This window comes from Aerophototrophica crusticola (genome assembly GCF_012913305.1).
Lineage (GTDB): Bacteria > Pseudomonadota > Alphaproteobacteria > Azospirillales > Azospirillaceae > Niveispirillum > Niveispirillum crusticola.
On sequence record NZ_CP051775.1, the window covers coordinates 198,733 to 216,184 of the forward strand.

15 protein-coding genes and 1 pseudogene are annotated in these 17,452 nt (G+C 69.0%); 8 read left to right on the plus strand and 8 right to left on the minus strand.

Annotation, left to right across the window (positions count from 1 at the left end):
- Positions 1–114 precede the first annotated feature (114 nt).
- Positions 115–1,086, minus strand: coding sequence for an SAM-dependent methyltransferase (locus tag HHL28_RS00950; protein WP_075771495.1), 972 nt, complete (start codon positions 1,084–1,086; stop codon positions 115–117).
- 499 nt (positions 1,087–1,585) lie between these two features.
- Between HHL28_RS00950 and HHL28_RS00955 the strand changes: the two genes are divergently transcribed.
- Together HHL28_RS00955 and HHL28_RS00960 are read left to right on the plus strand one after the other, a co-directional pair.
- Positions 1,586–2,233, plus strand: coding sequence for a cold-shock protein (locus HHL28_RS00955; protein WP_075771496.1), 648 nt, complete (start codon positions 1,586–1,588; stop codon positions 2,231–2,233).
- A 359-nt stretch (positions 2,234–2,592) separates the two neighbouring features.
- Positions 2,593–4,146, plus strand: coding sequence for a gamma-glutamyltransferase family protein (locus HHL28_RS00960; RefSeq protein WP_404326193.1), 1,554 nt, complete (start codon positions 2,593–2,595; stop codon positions 4,144–4,146).
- A gap of 83 nt (positions 4,147–4,229) precedes the next feature.
- Here the strand turns inward: HHL28_RS00960 and argB are convergent, their stop codons facing one another.
- Positions 4,230–5,159, minus strand: a complete 930-nt coding sequence (argB, locus tag HHL28_RS00965) for an acetylglutamate kinase (protein ID WP_075771498.1) — start codon at positions 5,157–5,159, stop codon at positions 4,230–4,232.
- 250 nt (positions 5,160–5,409) lie between these two features.
- Here argB and HHL28_RS00970 point away from each other — a divergent pair, with 250 nt between their 5' ends.
- A complete protein-coding gene (locus HHL28_RS00970) occupies positions 5,410–8,121 on the plus strand; it encodes a M16 family metallopeptidase (RefSeq protein WP_404326194.1) in 2,712 nt (903 codons plus the stop codon).
- A gap of 54 nt (positions 8,122–8,175) precedes the next feature.
- Here HHL28_RS00970 and yihA read toward each other — a convergent pair whose 3' ends face one another.
- From yihA to rpmH, 5 genes are all read right to left on the minus strand, one after another.
- Positions 8,176–8,856, minus strand: a complete 681-nt coding sequence (gene yihA, locus HHL28_RS00975; protein ID WP_075771500.1) for a ribosome biogenesis GTP-binding protein YihA/YsxC — start codon at positions 8,854–8,856, stop codon at positions 8,176–8,178.
- Between the two features lie 76 nt (positions 8,857–8,932).
- Positions 8,933–10,705: a membrane protein insertase YidC gene (gene yidC, locus HHL28_RS00980; protein ID WP_075771501.1), complete on the minus strand. Its 1,773-nt coding sequence runs from the start codon at positions 10,703–10,705 to the stop codon at positions 8,933–8,935.
- A gap of 82 nt (positions 10,706–10,787) precedes the next feature.
- Positions 10,788–11,060, minus strand: a complete 273-nt coding sequence (gene yidD, locus HHL28_RS00985) for a membrane protein insertion efficiency factor YidD (RefSeq protein ID WP_075771502.1) — start codon at positions 11,058–11,060, stop codon at positions 10,788–10,790.
- Positions 11,057–11,494, minus strand: a complete 438-nt coding sequence (gene rnpA / locus HHL28_RS00990) for a ribonuclease P protein component (protein WP_075771503.1) — start codon at positions 11,492–11,494, stop codon at positions 11,057–11,059. Before rnpA ends, yidD begins: the two co-directional genes overlap by 4 nt.
- Positions 11,495–11,504: 10 nt before the next feature.
- Positions 11,505–11,639: a 50S ribosomal protein L34 gene (rpmH, locus tag HHL28_RS00995; RefSeq protein WP_075771504.1), complete on the minus strand. Its 135-nt coding sequence runs from the start codon at positions 11,637–11,639 to the stop codon at positions 11,505–11,507.
- A 139-nt stretch (positions 11,640–11,778) separates the two neighbouring features.
- Between rpmH and HHL28_RS01000 the strand changes: the two genes are divergently transcribed.
- The 4 genes from HHL28_RS01000 to HHL28_RS01015 all read left to right on the plus strand — a co-directional run bounded on the left by HHL28_RS01000 (position 11,779) and on the right by HHL28_RS01015 (position 14,481).
- A complete protein-coding gene (locus HHL28_RS01000) occupies positions 11,779–11,964 on the plus strand; it encodes a hypothetical protein (RefSeq protein ID WP_075771505.1) in 186 nt (61 codons plus the stop codon).
- 11 nt (positions 11,965–11,975) lie between these two features.
- Positions 11,976–12,254 (plus strand): type II toxin-antitoxin system RelE/ParE family toxin, encoded by a 279-nt coding sequence (locus HHL28_RS01005; protein ID WP_075771506.1) that lies wholly within the window; start codon positions 11,976–11,978, stop codon positions 12,252–12,254.
- Positions 12,255–12,344: 90 nt separating this feature from the next.
- Positions 12,345–13,070: a TVP38/TMEM64 family protein gene (locus tag HHL28_RS01010; protein WP_075771507.1), complete on the plus strand. Its 726-nt coding sequence runs from the start codon at positions 12,345–12,347 to the stop codon at positions 13,068–13,070.
- Entirely contained in the window at positions 13,063–14,481 is a 1,419-nt protein-coding gene (locus HHL28_RS01015) for a dihydrolipoyl dehydrogenase family protein (protein WP_075771508.1), read from the plus strand. The genes HHL28_RS01010 and HHL28_RS01015 overlap by 8 nt, the downstream gene beginning before the upstream one ends.
- A gap of 120 nt (positions 14,482–14,601) precedes the next feature.
- Here the strand turns inward: HHL28_RS01015 and HHL28_RS01020 are convergent, their stop codons facing one another.
- Positions 14,602–15,474, minus strand: a complete 873-nt coding sequence (locus HHL28_RS01020; protein ID WP_169654535.1) for a uracil-DNA glycosylase — start codon at positions 15,472–15,474, stop codon at positions 14,602–14,604.
- Between the two features lie 121 nt (positions 15,475–15,595).
- On the opposite strand from HHL28_RS01020, the pseudogene HHL28_RS01025 reads away from it, so the two are divergent.
- A pseudogene (locus HHL28_RS01025) lies at positions 15,596–17,256 on the plus strand (electron transfer flavoprotein-ubiquinone oxidoreductase).
- Positions 17,257–17,452 lie beyond the last annotated feature (196 nt).

Below are 17,452 nucleotides of genomic sequence, written 5' to 3' on the forward strand. Positions count from 1 at the left end.
GCGTCCTTCCTCTTGCTTGGTCTGTTTCGTGAATGTTCGTGCGTGTCTGGTGTGTGTTCGTGAAGGTCAAACGGCCCCACGCCTGACAGATTGCTCCAGGCCCGAACTCCCAGGTCAGCCCACGTCCGCCGGCTTCATCGCGTAGAATCGGTACACCCGCAGGCCCGCGTTCAGGGCGGCCACGCGGCGGGCCCACAACTCCACCTCCTCCACCACCGCGATCTTGGTGTCGCGGTCCATGCTCACCGTCTCGAGGTGCTTCACCAGGCTCTGGATGGCGGCCAGGATGGTGCTGCGGTGGATGTCCGAATTGTCCTCGGTGATGCGGATGTCCAGGTTCCGCTGGGTCAGCGCCGTGGCGTACTGCTCCACCGTCCAGGGATGGGGCTCCGCCGGTTCGTGGTTGGCCCAGCTGTCGAACTCCCGCTGCTTCAGGGCGGCGGGGTCCACCACATAGTCGGTGAACAGCAACTGCCCACGGGGCTTCAGCGCCGCCTCGATCCCATCGATCAGGCCTTCCTTGTTCCGGATGGTGAACAGGGCCTCCTTGGAGAAGATGGCGTCCACCCGCTTCGTCCACTTGAAGCCGTCCAGGTCCATCTGCTGCACCGGCGCCTGCCGGGCCAGGCCGGATTTCTGCGACCGGAACATGCCTAGCTCCGCCAGGACCGGGTTGTGCTCCAGCCCGGTGACCCAGGCGCCGTACTGCTGTGCCATGGTGCGGGTGGCCCCGCCCAGGCCGGCGCCGATGTCCAGCACGCTCATGGCCGGGTTCAGGCCCAAGGGCTTGACCATGCTGGGGATGAAGTCCGTCCCGCCGGGGGTGGAGAACCCCTCGCCCCAGATCTTTTCCGACACCTGGACCCGGGTGGCGGTCCACAGGGGCTTGCCCTTGCGGTTAAGGTGCTTGCCTTCCGCCGGGCCCGAGGACACGCCGCCGGCGGCGGCGTCGGGCCCGTCCGCCGCGGCATCCCGGCGCCGTTGCATCAGGCCCGACAGGTCATACCCCTCCCACCACGCGACCAGACGCTCCTTCAGCGTCAGCGTGGGCGGGGCGACCTCTTCCGTACCGGGGGAGGCGGGCATGCTCGTGACGGTCTGCCTTGCGGGTTCGTCACTACCACTCTAATACGGGGTGGGAGGGCGGGGGAAGTCCAATCCCCGCCGGTCCCGGGGCCAAGTCCCCGCGCCAAACCTACAGGCCTGCCAAGGAGATGGCGGCGGCAGCATGCCGGAATCCCGCCCGCCATAAGGGTGCGGCCTGCCCCGAAGGCGGCCTTCCCTAAGGGTCTCCTGTGGAAAACACAAGGATTGGTGTGGCGCGACACAGGATTTAGCGTGTAAACAGTCGCGCGGCCTGCCTTTGCCGGGGCTTCCATTATCCCCTCGATTTTGCCAGTCCTTTAGGGGTATCCCCGCGGCTTTGTTCGTGCATCCCGTGGATATCCGGTATATGGTTTCTTCGGGGTGGCTGCTCGACTCGACCGCAATAGGCATTTCCCTGCGGGCCAGAAACGGGTACTGTCCTTGCAGCCGGCCCGCCGGTGAAGTCCTTCTAACGTTTGGCAGTCGAGTCTACGAACACATGTACGAGCGCCGTTCTCCCCAGAGCCCGCAGGTCACCCGCCGGGGCGTCACCGCCACTGTCAAGTGGTACAACCCCACCAAGGGCTTCGGCTTCGTGACCCTGTCGGACGGGTCCCCGGACGCCTTCCTGCACGCCTCGGTCGTCCAGGCCATGGGCCATGACAGCCTGGCGGACGGCACCACCATCGTGTGCGACCTGTCCCAGGGTCAGAAGGGCCCGCAGGTCGCGGCCATCCACAGCGTGGACACCTCCACGGCCACCGCTCCCCGTCGCCCGGCCGGCGGCGACCGCTTCGGCGGTGGTGGGGACCGTTTCGGCGGCGGCGGTGACCGCTTCGGCGGTGGCGGCGGCTACGGCGGCGGCGGCGGTTACGGCGGCGGCGGCTATGGTGAGCCCCGCGCTCCCCGCGCCCCGCGCAGCTTCGACACCGGCCCGACCGAGACCATCGAGGGCACCGTGAAGTTCTTCAGCGCCGACAAGGGCTTCGGGTTCGTGACCCCCGATGGCGGCGGGAAGGACGTGTTCGTGCACATCACCGCCCTGGAGCGGTCCGGCGTGCGCAGCCTGACCCCGGAGCAGCGCGTCCGCCTGCAGACCAGCATGGGTCAGAAGGGTCCGCAGGCCAACCGCGTCGAGCTGCTGTAATCCAGGCAGCCCGATCCGGCTTGATGGCTGGTGAACGGTAAGGAATGGCGTCGCCCCCCGGGCGGCGCCATTTCCGTTTCTGCGACTGGCGGCCTTGCCATGCATTCGGGGATGCGGCCCGGCCGGACCCATGGCAGAAAGGTGGGGATGACCCAGCGCACCTCCCGCCGCCCCACCCGCCTTGGCCTCGCCCTCCTGGCCAGCCTCCTCCTCAGCCCCCCTGTACCGGCCCAGACACCGGAACCGGCATCCCCCAGGGTCGAGAAGCCCCTGGCACTGGCCAAGCGCCACATGGCCGTAGCCGCGAACCCCCTGGCCGCAGAGGCGGGGCGGGAGATGCTGCGCCGGGGGGCAGCGCCGTGGATGCGGCGGTCGCCACCGCCCTGGTCCTTGGGCTTGTGGAACCGCAGAGTTCCGGGCTGGGCGGCGGCGGCTTCCTGTTGGTCGCGATGCCCGATGGCACCGTCACCAGCTTCGACGGGCGGGAAACGGCCGGGCAGGGCGTCATGCCTGACCATTTCATCGGCCCGGACGGAAAGCCGCTTGGCTTCCTGAAGGCCTTGGGCCAGGGCCGGCCCGTCGGGGTCCCCGGCCTTGTCGCCATGCTGGCGGAGGCACACCGCAAACACGGCAGGCTGCCCTGGGCCACCCTGTTCGAGCCGGCCGTTGCGTTGGCGGAACGGGGGGTGCCCGCCTATCCCCGCATGGTCCATGTACTGGAAACCTGGCGGCGGGTGCTGGAACAGTCCCCCGACCTGAAAACCACCTACTATCGCAACGACCTTGGTGTGCCCAGGGTCGGCGAACCCGTTCTCCAACCGGAACAGGCCGCGGCCCTGAAGCTGCTGGCCGCCCGGGGACCCGATGCCCTCTACCGCGGGCCCATTGGCAAGGCGATGACCGACCGTCTCGCCGCGGCCGCCGGTGCGGAAGGGCCCCCTGTGCTGCGGCCAGAGGACCTCGCCGCCTATAAGGCCGTGGAGCGGCCCGCCGTCTGCCGCCCCTACCGGGCCTGGACCGTCTGCGGCATGGGCCCGCCCTCGGCCGGCGGTCTCGGGGTGCTGCAGATCCTGGGCATGCTGGAAGGCCATGACATGGCCGCCCTGGGCAAGGACAATCCCCAGGCTTGGCACCTGTTCGCGGAGGCATCGAAGCGCGCCTATGCCGACCGGGAGGTCTATCCTGCCGACCCGGACCGGGTGCCCGTGCCCGTGCGGGGCCTGCTGGACAAGGGCTATCTGACGGCCCGCGCCGCTACCATCGACCCGGGCCGCGCCACAGCGGGCAAGGTCCCTGCCGGCGACCCGCCCTACCGTGAAGGCCACGCCTTCGGGGTGGGGGAGGGGCCGGACATCGCGGGCACCAGCCACGCGTCCTTCGTCGACGGCGACGGCATGGTGGTGTCCATGACCAACTCGGTGGAGTTCGCCTTCGGCTCCGGCCTCATCGCCGGGGGTATCGTGCTGAACAACCAGCTCACCGATTTCAGCTTCGTGCCGGTGGACCCGGCGGGCCGCCCCGTGGCCAACGCCCCCGGCCCAGGCAAGCGCCCTCGCTCATCCATGGCGCCCATGGTGGTGCTGGACGGGCAGGGCCGCCCGGTGCTGGGCGTCGGCTCCCCCGGTGGCAGCGCCATCATCGGCTATGTGGCGCAGGCGCTGGTGGCCATGCTGGACTGGGGCCTGGACCCCCAGGCCGCCATCGACCTGCCCATTGTGCTGGACCGCAACACCGGCACCGTGGTGGTGGAGGCCGTGCCCCAGGGTGACGCTGTCGCTGCGGCCCTCATGGAACGGGGGCATGCGGTGAAGCGTGAGGAAACCAACAGCGGCCTGCACGCGGTCCGGCTGGTGCCCGGCGGGATCCAGGGCGGCGCGGACCCGCGGCGGGACGGGGTGGCGGCGGGGGATTGAGGGAATAAATAGGTTGGTTGAAATACCAAGCGCATGAGTTTCTGGCTCATGCGCTTATCAGATCAAGCCCTGACTGATGGCCGTCACTTCCGCCCGACCAGCGTCCCCGCCCCACCCTCGGTGAAAATTTCCAGCAGGATGGCGTGCGGCACGCGGCCGTCCAGGATGACGGCACCCTCCACGCCGCCCTCCACCGCCTCGATGCAGGTCTCAAGCTTGGGGATCATGCCGCCGAAGGCCGTGCCGTCGGCGATGGCCGCCTTGGCCGCCTCCACGGACAGGCTGGGGACCAGGTTCTTGTCCTTGTCCAGGAAGCCCGCCACGTCGGTCAGCAGCAGCAGCCGGGTGGCGCCCACGGCCGCGGCGATGGCCCCGGCGGCCGTGTCGGCGTTGATGTTGTAGGTCTCCCCATCCTCCCCGATGCCGACGGGGGCGATCACGGGGATGATGTCCGCCTGGCGCAGCTTCATCAGCAGGCCGGGGTTGATGCGGAACGGGTCGCCCACGAAGCCCAGGTCCACGATCCGCTCGATGTTGCTGTCCGGGTCGCGCTTGGTACGGGTTACCTTGCGGGCCTCGATCAGGTCGTCATCCTTGCCGGACAGGCCGATGGCGTCGCCACCCTCGTCGTTGATCAGGGCGACGATCTCCTTGTTGATGCTGCCGGACAGCACCATCTCGGCGATCTCCATGGTGGCCTTGTCGGTCACGCGCAGCCCGTCCACGAAGGTGGACTTGATGTTCAGCCGGTCCAGCATCTGGCCGATCTGCGGCCCGCCGCCATGCACGACGATGGGATAGATGCCCACCTGCTTCAGCAGGACGATGTCGCTGGCGAAGCGCTTGGCCAGCTCCTGGTTGCCCATGGCGTGGCCGCCATACTTCACCACCACCGTCTTGCCGCTGTAGCGGCGCATATAGGGCAGGGCCTCGGACAGGGTCCGTGCCTTGGCGATCCACTCCTCACGCGACGGGGCCTCGCGGGACGGGGCGGGGGCGGATGCGGCGGTCATCGGCGGCTCCGGGTGGGAATGGCAAACGGCCGAGTGTCTAACACCCGCGCCCCCATGGGGCAATGACCGGTTGGCCTGCGGCTTCGACATCGGCCACCGCGGGCACCGCGAAGCCACTTGGTGGCAGAACCGTCATGCACTAACGTGCCCTGGTTGTTATCTGCCGGGGTACCCCTCCATGTTGAGAACCATTGATAAGTATACCGTCGCATTGTTCGCCACCGCGGCTTTCCTATCAGCTGCCACGCCCGTGCTGGCCCAGCCAGCGCCCGCCCCCGCCAGCGCCAGACCCGCCGCCACGGTGGACATCCCTTATGAGAGGTTCACCCTGAAGAACGGCCTGCGGGTGCTGGTGCACACCGACCGCAAGGCGCCGGTGGTGGCCGTCGGCGTCTGGTACCATGTGGGCAGCAAGGATGAGAAACCGGGCCGCACCGGCTTCGCCCATTTGTTCGAGCATCTGATGTTCCAGGGTACTGAGAACTACAAGGGCGAGTGGTTCACCCCGTTCGAGAAGGTGGGCGCCACCGACCAGAACGGCACCACCTTCCTGGATCGCACCAACTATTTCCAGACCGTCCCGACCACCGCCCTGGACATGACCCTGTGGCTGGAGTCGGACCGCATGGGCCACTTCATCAACTCAGTAGACCAGGCGAAGCTGGACGAGCAGCGCAAGGTCGTGAAGAACGAGAAGCGCCAGGGGGAGAACCGCCCCTATGGCCGCATCTGGGAGGCCACGCTGAAGGGTCTGTTCCCCAGCGGGCACCCCTACAGCTGGACGACCATCGGCTCCATGGAGGACCTGTCGGCCGCGTCGCTGGACGACGTGAAGACCTGGTTTAACACCTATTATGGCCCCAACAACGCGGTGCTGGTGCTGGCCGGCGACATCGACGCGCAGGCTGCCAAGCCGCTGGTGGAAAAGTATTTCGGGGACATCCCCGCCGGCCCCAACCTGCCCCGCGACCTGCACAAGGTGCCGGACCGGCGGGAGAATACCCGCTCGCGCCTGGAGGACCGGGTGCCCCAGGCGCTGCTGCGCCGGACCTGGGCCGTGCCGGGGGTCAACACGCGGGACTATGCCCTGCTGGGGCTGGCGGCCCAGGTGTTGGGCGGCGGCAAGACGTCCCGGCTGTACAAGGAGCTGGTCTATGACCGGCAGATCGCCACCAGCGCCACCGCCGGCAACGCGCCTTTCGAGCTTGCGTCCATCTTCTCCGTCTCCCTGATGGTGAAGCCGGGGACGGAGCCGGGTCAGGTCGAATCGGTGATGGAACGGGTGGTCGCCGACTTCCTGGATAAAGGGCCCACGGCAGAGGAGCTGGAACGGGCCAAGACGGTCTTCCGCTCCCAGTTCGTCCGCGGGGTGGAGAGGGTAGGCGGCTTCGGCGGCAAGGCCACCCTGCTGGCGGAGGGGGAGCTGTACCACGGCAACCCGGCCCACTACGCCACCTGGCTGCGCTGGATCGACACGGCGACGGCAAAGGACGTGCAGGCGGTGGCGCGGGAATGGCTGCGCCGCGGCTGGCACCAGGTGGACGTGGTGCCGGTGCCGGCCTACACCGTCTCCGGCGGCGGGGCCGACCGCTCGGCCCTGCCCACGGTGGACAAGACGCCCGACCTCAGCTTCCCGGCCATCGAGACGGCGACCCTGTCCAACGGCATCAAGGTCTCGCTCGCCCGGCGTTCCGCCATCCCGGCGGTGACCGTGGCGCTCCAGTTCGACGCGGGCTATGCCGCCGACCCCGCCGACAAGCCCGGCGTCGGCAGCTTCACCCTCGGCTTGATGGATGAGGGCACGGGCAAGCGCACCGCCCTGGGCATCGCCGCGGAGGTGGAGGGGCTGGGGGCGAACCTGTTCCTGCAGAATAGCCTGGACATGGCCTATGCCGGCGTCTCCTCCCTGAAGGACAAGCTGGGGCCCAGCCTGGCCGTGCTGGCCGACGTGGTGCGCGACCCCATCTTCCCGCAGGAGGAGATCGATCGCATCCGCCCCCGGCTGCTGAGCGGCATCCAGCAGGAGAAGGCCAACCCGCAAAACTTGGCTTGGCGCCTGTTGCCGCCCGCCCTCTATGGCAAGGACCATGCCTATGGCAAGCCGCTGACCGGCACGGGCACGGAGGTGTCGATCAAGTCGATCACCCGCGCCGACATGGTGGCGTTTCACCGCGCCTGGGTCCGCCCGGACAATGCCCGCATCTTCGCCGTGGGCGACGTGTCGCTGCCGGAACTGGTGGCCGAGCTGGAGAAGGCCTTCGGCAGCTGGAAGCCGCCCGCCACGCCCAAGCCCGCCAAGAACTTGGCGACGGTCAAGCGGGAGGGGACGCGCGTTGCCCTGGTGGACCGGCCCGGCGCCGAGCAGACAGTGATCCTGGCGGGCCGGGTGGGCCCCGCCTACGCCGAGGAGGCGGAGATCCCCCTCGCCGTCGCGAACGACCTGTTCGGCGGGCTGTTCGGCTCCCGCATCAACCTGAACCTGCGGGAGGACAAGGGCTGGAGCTATGGCGTCGACAGCAGCAGCCAAGGAACCCTGGGCCAGCAGCCCTGGATCATCCAGGCCCCGGTACAGACGGACAAGACGGGCGAGTCTCTGGCCGAGCTGTTGAAGGAGATCAGGGAGATCGGCACCAGCCGCCCGCCCACGGCGGAGGAGCTGGCGATGGCGGTGCAGAACGGCGTCCGCTCCCTCCCCGGCCGGTTTGAGACGGCGGACGCCGTGCTGGGCCAGATGCTGGACGACTCCCTCTATGGCCGGAAGCCTGACCACATCCTGGGCGTGAAGGCCCGGTACGAGGCCCTGAAGCCGGCCGACGTTTCCGCCGCGGTGAAGGAGCTGATCCGCGCCGACGACATGGTCTGGGTGGTCATCGGCGACCGCAAGCGGGTGGAACAGGCGGTGCGCGACGCCGGCCTGGGCCCGCTGGAAATCTGGGACAACGACGGCAACAAGCTGGAGTGAGGCGGTACTGATGGCGGCCCGGGGGAGCGATCTCCCGGGTCGCCCCCATCCCCGTCAGGCGGCCGGGGGCGGTGCCGCCAGGCTCGTCAGCGTCGCGCGCAGCTCGGGGATGCCCAGGCCCGTGTCGGAGCTGGTGACCATCACCTCCGGGTGGGCGGCGCCGTGCTTCTTCAGGATCTCGGCCACGGCGGCGCGGGCCTTGGGGATGGCTTGGTCGCGCAGCGTGTCCACCTTGGTCAGGACGACCTGGTAGGGCACGGCGGCCTGGTCCATCATCTTCATGGTGTCGATATCGCTTTCCTTCGGCCCGTGGCGGCTGTCCACCAATACCAGGGCCCGGCGCAGTGTGACCCGGCCCTTCAGGTAGCTGCGGGCGAACAGGGTCCAGGCCTCCGACCGTTCCTTCGACACCTTGGCATAGCCGTAGCCCGGCATGTCCACAAGCACCAGCCGGTCGCCCAGGTTGAAGAAGTTGAGCTGCTGGGTGCGGCCCGGGGTCTGGCTGGTCCGGGCCAGGGTCTTGCGGCCGGTCAGGGCGTTGATCAGGGACGACTTGCCCACGTTGGACCGCCCCGCGAAGCACACCTCCGGCAGGTCGGCCTCCGGCAGGGCCGCCGCGGCCTCCGCCCCCCAGAAGAAGTCGCAGGGGCGGGCGAACAGCAGCCGCCCCGCCTCGATCTCCTCCTCGGTCAGGCTGCCGGTCAGGCTGGGGATGATGCGGGGGGTGTTGGCCATGGGGATGCTCGCTTCAGAAATGGAAAGGGACCGGCCCCGGGCGCGGGTGCCGGTCCCTGGCCGTGCGACGGGCGCGTCAGGTCACCTTGACGCCCATCCGGCGCATGATGAACCACTGCTGGGCGATGGACAGCAGGTTGGACCAGGTCCAGTAGATCACCAGGCCCGCCGGGAACGCCGCCATCATGTAGGTGAAGATGAACGGCAGCGCCATGAACACCTTCTGCTGCACCGGGTCGGGCTGCGACGGGTTCAGCTTCTGCTGCAGCCACATGGTCACGCCCATCAGGATCGGCCAGACGCCGATGTGCAGGATGGCGGGCGGGTCCCAGGGGATCAGGCCGAACAGGTTGAAGAGGGTGGTGGGGTCCGGCGCCGACAGGTCCTGGATCCAGCCGAAGAAGGGCGCGTGCCGCATCTCGATGGTGACGAACAGCACCTTGTACAGGGCGAAGAAGACGGGGATCTGCAGCAGGATCGGCAGGCAGCCGCCCAGCGGGTTGGCCTTCTCCTCCTTGTACAGCTTCATCATCTCCATGGACATCCGCTCACGGTTGTCGCCATGGACCTTGCGGATCTCCTCCATCTTCGGCTGGAGCTTCTTCAGCTTGGCGAAGGCCTCGTACTGCTTGTTGGCGATGGGGAAGAAGGCCAGGCGCAGCAGCACCGTGAAGACCAGGATGGCCACGCCGAAGTTGCCCACCAGCCCGCGCAGGAAGTCCAGCGCATGGAAGAACGGGATGGTGAAGAAGTAGAACCAGCCCCAATCCACCGCATAGTTGAAGCGGGGGATGCCCAGGCTGTCCCGGTACTCCTCCAGCAGGTTCACTTCCTTGGCGCCGGCGAACAGGCGGTTGGTGCTCTCCGCCGCCGCACCGGGGGCCACGGTCAGGGCCGGGGCGGTGAAGTCGAACTGATAGACGTCGCCCGCCGCCTGGCGCTGGTGGAACAGGCGGGCGTTGATCTGGGCGCCCTGGTCGGGCACCAGGCTGACCAGCCAGTACTTGTCGGTGAAGCCGAACCAGCCGCCGGTCGTGCTGAACTTCTGCTCCGCCCCGTCCTCCTTCAGGTCCGTGTAGTTCGGCTCCTGCAGCACCCCGTCGATGACGCCGATGGGCCCCTCATGCAGCACGTAGAAGCCGCTGGTGGTGGGGGTGCCGATGCGCTGGACCCGGCCATAGGGCTGAAGCGTGACCGGGGCGGCGCCGTTGTTGCGCACCCGCTGGGTCACCGTGAACATGAAGTTCTGGTCGACATTGATCACCCGCTCGAACACCAGCCCCTGGCCGTTGTCCCAGGTCAGGGTGACGGGCTTGTCCACGCCCAGGGGGCCGCCGCTGGCGGTCCACTCGGTACCCGGGCCGGGCACGGCATTGGCAGGCAGGCCGCCGGCGCCGATCCAACCGAACTCGGCGAAGTAGGGGGACTCGGACCCGGTCGGCGCCAGCAGCACCACCTCGGCGCTCGCCGGCTCCGGCGTGACGCGGTAATTGGCCAGGGTCAGGTCGTCGAAGCGGCCGCCGCGCAGGTTCACGCTGCCATGGATGCGCGGCGTGTCGATCTTCAGGCGCTGGGTCTCGCCCAGCACCACCGTCCGCTCCCGCGGGCCGGCGGGGGGCGCGTTGCTGACCACCGTCTCGCTGCCGGGGGCCTGGCCGGGGACGGTGGCCTGGGGCAGGGTAGGGTCGGCCGCGGGGCCGGCGGGGGCCTGCTGCTCCACCAGCGCCTGCTGGCGGGCCTGTTCGGCCTGCAGGGCGCGCTGGCGCGGCAGCTCATAGAAGAAGTGGAACCCGAACAGGATGGCGACCGAGATCGCGATCGCCAGCAAAAGGTTCTTCTGGTCCGTCATGGGGTGCTGTTCCAGGTTCCAGGCGTGTTCGATGTGCAGCGCGCATATTCGGCGCGGCTTGGCATTTGTAAAGGCCCGGCGGTCAGTGCCGGGCGCAGGAGGGGGATGTTTCCGGGCTTCCCGCGGCTTTTCCCGGCTGCGGCACCGGGTCCCAGCCCGACCCGCCCCAGGGATGGCAGCGGCAGACACGCCGCGCCGCCAGCCAGCCACCCTTCAGGCCCCCATGGGCGGCCAGGGCTTCCAGCGCATATTCGGAGCAGCTCGGCATGTAGCGGCAGCGCGGGCCCAGCACGGGGGAGATACCCCAGCGATAGGCCAGGACCGTCCCCTTGAGCGCCAGGGCTAGCGGGCTCACGTCCCGCCTCCGTCGGCCTGGGGCGCGGCATCCGGCGCCGGCGGGTCCTGCCAGGCGCGCAGCTTCTTCATGGCCTGGGCCAGATCCTGCTTCAGGGCGGCATAGGGCCGGCGCACCGTCTCCGCCCGGGCCACCACCACGTAATCCGTGGCGGGCAGGGCGTGGGGGGCCAGCACCTCGGCCACGGCCGCGCGCAAACGACGACGGGCGCGGTTGCGTTCAACCGCGCCCCCAACCTTCTTGCTGGCGGTAAAGCCGACACGGACGTCTGGCTCGCCCTTGCGGGGCTTCTGCACCCCGTCCTGGGCGCGGGCCTGCAACAGCAAGCCCGGCGCCGACCATTTGCGGCGAGCCCCGGCCACGGCCAGGAACTCCGCCCGCTTGGTCAGGCGCCCCACCTTGTACCGGGCCTTGCCCGAGACCGGGGGCGCCATGGCACGACCCTTAGGCCGACAGGCGCTTGCGGCCCTGCGCGCGGCGCTTGTTGATGATCTTCCGGCCGGCGGCGGTGGCCATGCGGGCGCGGAAGCCATGGCGGCGGGCGCGGACGATCTTGCTGGGCTGGAAAGTACGCTTCACGACACTGACTCCGGTGACATCTCGGCAAAAACGAAGCGCGGTTTATAGTGGTGGCGAGGGTGGGAGTCAACGGGCGAGCGGGCCCGATTGCGAGGGGGCACGCTTGTGTTATCCTGCTGGTGGAACATATAGGTGTCCCATGGCCCGACACAACCTCGACCGCCCCTTGCCCGCCGATGATCCTACCGACGCCGCCCTGACGGAGGAGGCACTGGCCGAGTTGGATTCCGGCATGGGCATCCCGCTGGCCGACATCAAGGCTTGGGTGGAATCCTGGGGCACGGACGACGAGCTCCCGCCGCCGGAGGCCCGCCGGTTCCGGTAGGGGACCAGGGCTTGTTCACCATCCAACTCTCGACCCGCGCCCGGCGCGACCTGCAAGCGGTGCACGCTTGGTATGGCCAGGGTGGCGTCATCGCCAAACGGCGGGTGCAGCACATCATCAAGGCGCTCGAGGACTTGGCGGGGGCCCCGTTCCGCTGGCCGGTCGATGACCTGGACAGCCGTTTCCGGATGCGCATCGTCGAGAAGCACCGCATCCGCTACCGCGTCTCGATGGAGGACCGGGTGGTTGAGGTGGTCAGAATCAGGGGGCCTTGGCAAAACCTGCCGTAACCACCCCCTCACGCCCTGGTGACTGGCAGTGATGGGCGCAGGACCTTAGGTTGGGATCGTCACCCGCAACGATCCACGGACCCTCTTGCCATGGCCGCGCCCGCTACCCCCGCCTGGAAGCGCCTGCTGCCCCTGGCCGTGCTGGCCGCTGGCATCGGGGCGGTCTTCGCCCTCGACCTGGACCGTTACCTCAGCTTCTCCGCCCTGGCGGAGAACCGGCAGGCCCTGGCGGGCTGGGTCGATGCCAACCCGCTGCTGGCGCCGGCCGGCTTCGTCCTGGCCTATGCCCTGGCCGTGGCCCTGTCCATCCCGGGGGCCATCTTCCTGACCCTGGCGGGCGGGCTGCTGTTCGGGGTGGTGGCGGGCACGCTCTATGTGGTGGCGGGCGCGACGCTTGGGGCGACGCTGCTGTTCCTGGCCGCCCGCACGGCGCTGGGCGACCTGCTGCGGGCCAAGGCCGGCCCCTGGCTGGCCAAGCTGGAGGACGGGTTCCGGCAGGACGCGCTGAGCTACCTGCTGTTCCTGCGCCTCGTCCCCGCCTTCCCCTTCTGGCTGGTGAACCTGGTCCCCGCCTTCCTGGGCGTCAGGCTGTCCACCTTCGTCATCGGCACCTTCCTGGGCATCATCCCCGGCACCCTTGTCTATGTCTCCGTTGGCAACGGGCTGGGCGCGGTGCTGGACCAGGGCGGCACGCCGGACCTGGGCATCATCTTCACCCCGTCGGTGCTGCTGCCCCTGCTGGGGCTGGCGGCCCTGTCCCTCGTCCCCATCCTGCTGAAGCGCTTCAAGCGCCCGACGGAGGCCGCCCGTGGCTGAGACCCTCACCGCAGACCTCTGCATCATCGGCGCCGGCTCCGGCGGCCTGTCCGTGGCGGCGGGTGCCGCCCAGCTGGGCCAGAAGGTGGTGCTGTTCGAGAAGCACCGCATGGGCGGCGACTGCCTGAACACGGGCTGCGTGCCGTCCAAGGCCGTCATCGCCGCCGGCAAGGCCGCCCACACCATCCGCACCGCCGCCAAGTTCGGCGTCACGGGCGGCGAGCCGCAGGTGGACTACGCCAAGGTCCACGCCCATGTCCGCGGCGTCATCGCCGCCATCGAGCCCAACGACTCGGTGGAGCGGTTCACCGGCCTTGGCGTGAGGGTGATCCAGCAGGCCGCCCGCTTCACCGGGCCGGACAGGGTGGAGGCGGAGGACGGCACCGTGGTCACCGCCCGCCGCTTCGTCGTCGCCACGGGCAGCCGCCCCGCCGCCCCGCCCATCCCCGGGCTGGACAAGGTGCCCTATCTGACGAACGAGAGCCTGTTCGACCTGACCGTCCTGCCCGGCCACCTGGTCGTCATCGGCGGCGGCCCCATCGGGCTGGAGATGGCCCAGGCCCACCGGCGGCTGGGCTCCAGGGTGACGGTGCTGGAGCGCTTCGGGATCCTGCCCAAGGACGACCCCGCCCTGGTCGCCATCGCCCGCAAGGCCCTGCTGGCTGAGGGGCTGGACCTGCGGGAGGGCGCCGACATCCTGCGCGTCGAGCCCGGCCCCGTCGTTGTGCTGAAGCGCCCGGACGGCGGGGAGGAGCGGCTGGAGGCCACCCACCTGCTGGTCGCCGCCGGCCGCCGCGCCAACATAGAGGACCTGGGGCTTGAGGCCGCGGGCATCGCCTTCACCCCCCGCGGCATCACCGTGGACGAGGGCCTGCGCACCAGCAACCGCAAGGTCTACGCCATCGGCGACGTGGCCGGCGGCCCGCAGTTCACCCACGTGGCCGGCTACCACGCGGGCATCGTCGTGAAGTCCGCCCTGTTCCGCCTGCCCGCCAAGGTGGACTACAAGGCCCTGCCTTGGGTCACCTACCTGGAGCCGGAACTGGCCCATGTGGGCCTGACGGAGGCGCAGGCGCGGGAGAAGCACCCGGACGTCCGCACGACCGAATGGCCCCTGAATGAGAACGACCGCGCCCAGGCGGAGCGGGAGACGGAAGGCCTGGCCAAGGTGGTCCTGCGCAAGAACGGACTGATCCTGGGCGCCAGCATCGTCGCCCCCCACGCGGGCGAGCTGATCCAGCCCTGGGCCCTGGCCATCACCGCCGGCCTGAAGATCAAGTCCTTCACCGACATGATCGCCCCGTACCCCACCCTGGGCGAGGTCAACAAGCGCGCTGCCAGCGCCTTCTACACCCCCAGCCTGTTCAGCGAGCGGACGAGGGGCCTGGTGCGGCTGCTGACGCGGTTCTGAGTGGAGAGCACTGCCGCGCCCGGGTTCGTTCTGTCGGGCTTCCGCTCCGCTCCAGCCCAACCTACGAATTCCATCGCCGTAGGTCGCGGGTGAGCGAAAGCGAACCCCGACACCCCGCCGTCACCCCTCCATCCTCACCTTCAACGCCAGCAGGTCCCGCCAAGCCTCCCGCTTCGCCACCGGGTTCCGCAGCAGGTAGGCCGGGTGCAGCATGGGCAGGGCGGGCAGGGCCTTCCCCAGCCCCGGCGTCGCGTACTCGAACCAGCGGCCGCGCAGGCGGGTGATGCCCTCACTGCGGGCCAGCAGGGATTTGGCGCTGATGCCGCCCAGGAAGACCAGGATGTCCGGCTTCGCCAACTCCACATGCCGCTGCACGAAGGGCAGGCAGGCGGCGATCTCCCCGTCCGTGGGGCTGCGGTTGCCAGGCGGGCGCCAGGGCAGGACGTTGGTGATGTAAACCGCCTTGGCCGCATCTTCCGCGTGGCGGTCCAGCCCGATGGCGGCCAGCATCTTGTCCAGCAGCGCGCCGGCCGGGCCGACGAAGGGCTTGCCCTGCCGGTCCTCATGCTCGCCCGGTGCCTCCCCCACAAGCATGATGCGGGACTGCGGGTTGCCGTCGGCGAAGACCATGTTGGTGGCGGTGCGCTTCAGGGCACAGCCCTCGAACGCGGCCAGGGCGCGCTGCAACTCCTCCAGCGTGCTGGCCTGCCCCGCGGCGGCGCGGGCCGTGGCCCCGGCCTCCGCGGCACCCAGGGGTCCCGGGGTGGGCGACTCGAGCCCCGGCAGGGCGGGGCCGCCGGCGGCCCGGTTGGGCGCCATGGCCTGGGCGGGCACCGGGCGGGAGGCAGGGGGGGCGCCCGGGGGTGGCGCCGCGGCGGCACGGGCCCGCGGCCCCACCGTCGTCCAGTCGGTGGGAACATCGTTCACGGCCTCGTCCACGCCGATCTCGGCCAGGAACCTCAGCACCGCGACACTGTGGACCAGAGCATTCATGCTTTGACCCTACCATCTGCCTATGGTGTCTTACACGGGCGAAATGCCGACCCGTTCAACGGGCGAAAAACCAGGGCGCCCAAGCGTCGGCAACAAGAAAGCGTAGGGGTGGGACCGGGTTATGGAACGGGAATTCATGGAATACGACGTCGTGATCGTCGGCGCCGGCCCTGCCGGGCTGTCCGCCGCGATCCGGCTGAAGCAACTGTCGGCGGAGCAGGGCCACGAGGTCAGCGTCTGCGTGATCGAGAAAGGGTCGGAGGTCGGGGCCCACATCCTGTCCGGCAACGTCCTGGACCCCCGCGCCCTGAATGAGCTGATCCCGGACTGGAAGGAAAAGGGCGCCCCGCTCAACACCCCTGTCACCGACGACCGGTTCTATGTCCTGTCCGACAAGGGCGGCATCCGCATCCCCAACTTTCTGTTGCCGCCGCTGATGCACAATGACGGCAACTACGCCATCTCCCTCGGCAACCTGTGCCGCTGGCTGGGCCAGCAGGCGGAGGCGCTGGGGTGGAGATCTATCCCGGCTTCGCCGCGGCCGAGGTGGTCTACCACGACGACGGCAGCGTCAAGGGCGTCGCCACCGGCGACATGGGCATCGGCAAGGGCGGGGAGCATACCGACCGCTATACCCCCGGCATGGAGCTGCACGGCAAGTACACCTTCTTCGCAGAGGGCGTGCGCGGCAACCTGTCGAAGCTGCTGATGGAGCGGTTCCACCTGCGCGATGGGGTGGACACCCAGAAGTACGGCATCGGCATCAAGGAGCTGTGGCAGATCGACCCCGAGATGCACAAACAGGGCCTGGTCATGCACACCCAGGGCTGGCCCCTGGACGGCAAGACCGCCGGCGGGTCCTGGATGTACCATCTGGAGGACAACCAAGTCTCCATCGGCTTCGTGGTCAACCTGGACTACTGGAACCCGCACCTCAGCCCGTTCGAGGAGTTCCAGCGCTTCAAGCAGCACCCCTTCATCCGCAAGTACCTGGAGGGCGGCAAGCGCCTGGCCTACGGCGCCCGCGCCATCAACGAGGGCGGGTTGCAGTCCGTGCCGAAGCTGGTCTTCCCCGGCGGCGCCCTGATCGGCTGCTCCGCCGGCTTCGTGAACGTGCCGCGCATCAAGGGCACCCACAACGCCATGAAAACTGGCATGCTAGCGGCGGAGGCCGCGTTCGAGCGGCTGAAGGCCGGCGCCACCCAGGGCGACACGCTGGACAGCTATGAGGACGCCTGGAAGAAATCCTGGGTGCACGAGGATTTGTACAAGGTCCGTAACGTCAAGCCCGGACTGAAGGCGGGCTTGGCGCTGGGCAACCTGCATGGCGGCGTCCAGATGTGGGCCCACGACCTTGGCCTCGGCAAGCTGCTGCCTTACACCCTGCGCCACAAGAAGGCGGACCACGAAAGCCTGGTGAAGGCGGATGAGGCGCCGAAGATCCGGTACCCGAAGCCGGACGGCATCATCAGCTTCGACCGGCTGTCCTCCGTGTTCATCTCGAACACGAACCATGAGGAGGATCAGCCCAGCCACCTCAAGCTGAAGGACCCAGCGGTCCCCATCGCCCACAACCTGCCCCTCTATGACGAGCCGGCCCAGCGCTACTGCCCGGCGGGCGTGTATGAGGTGGTGCGCGACGACGCCGGCCAGAACCCGCGCTTCGTGATCAACGCGCAGAACTGCGTGCACTGCAAGACCTGCGACATCAAGGACCCCACCCAGAACATTGTCTGGACCGTGCCGGAGGGCGGCGGGGGCCCGAACTACCCGAATATGTAAAGGTCGGGAATCCTGAGTCGGGGTGACGCGCGAGCTGAACCCCGACGATCCATGGACGACCGTCGGACGTCGGGGTTCGCTTCCCTTGCCCTGACCGACAACTCAGCCCCTCTCGCCCCAGCAGCCTTATTGAACCGTTAAGCCCTTCCCGCGTACGCTTCGGTCGTGCGGGGGCTCGTGGGGGAACGGGTTCTTG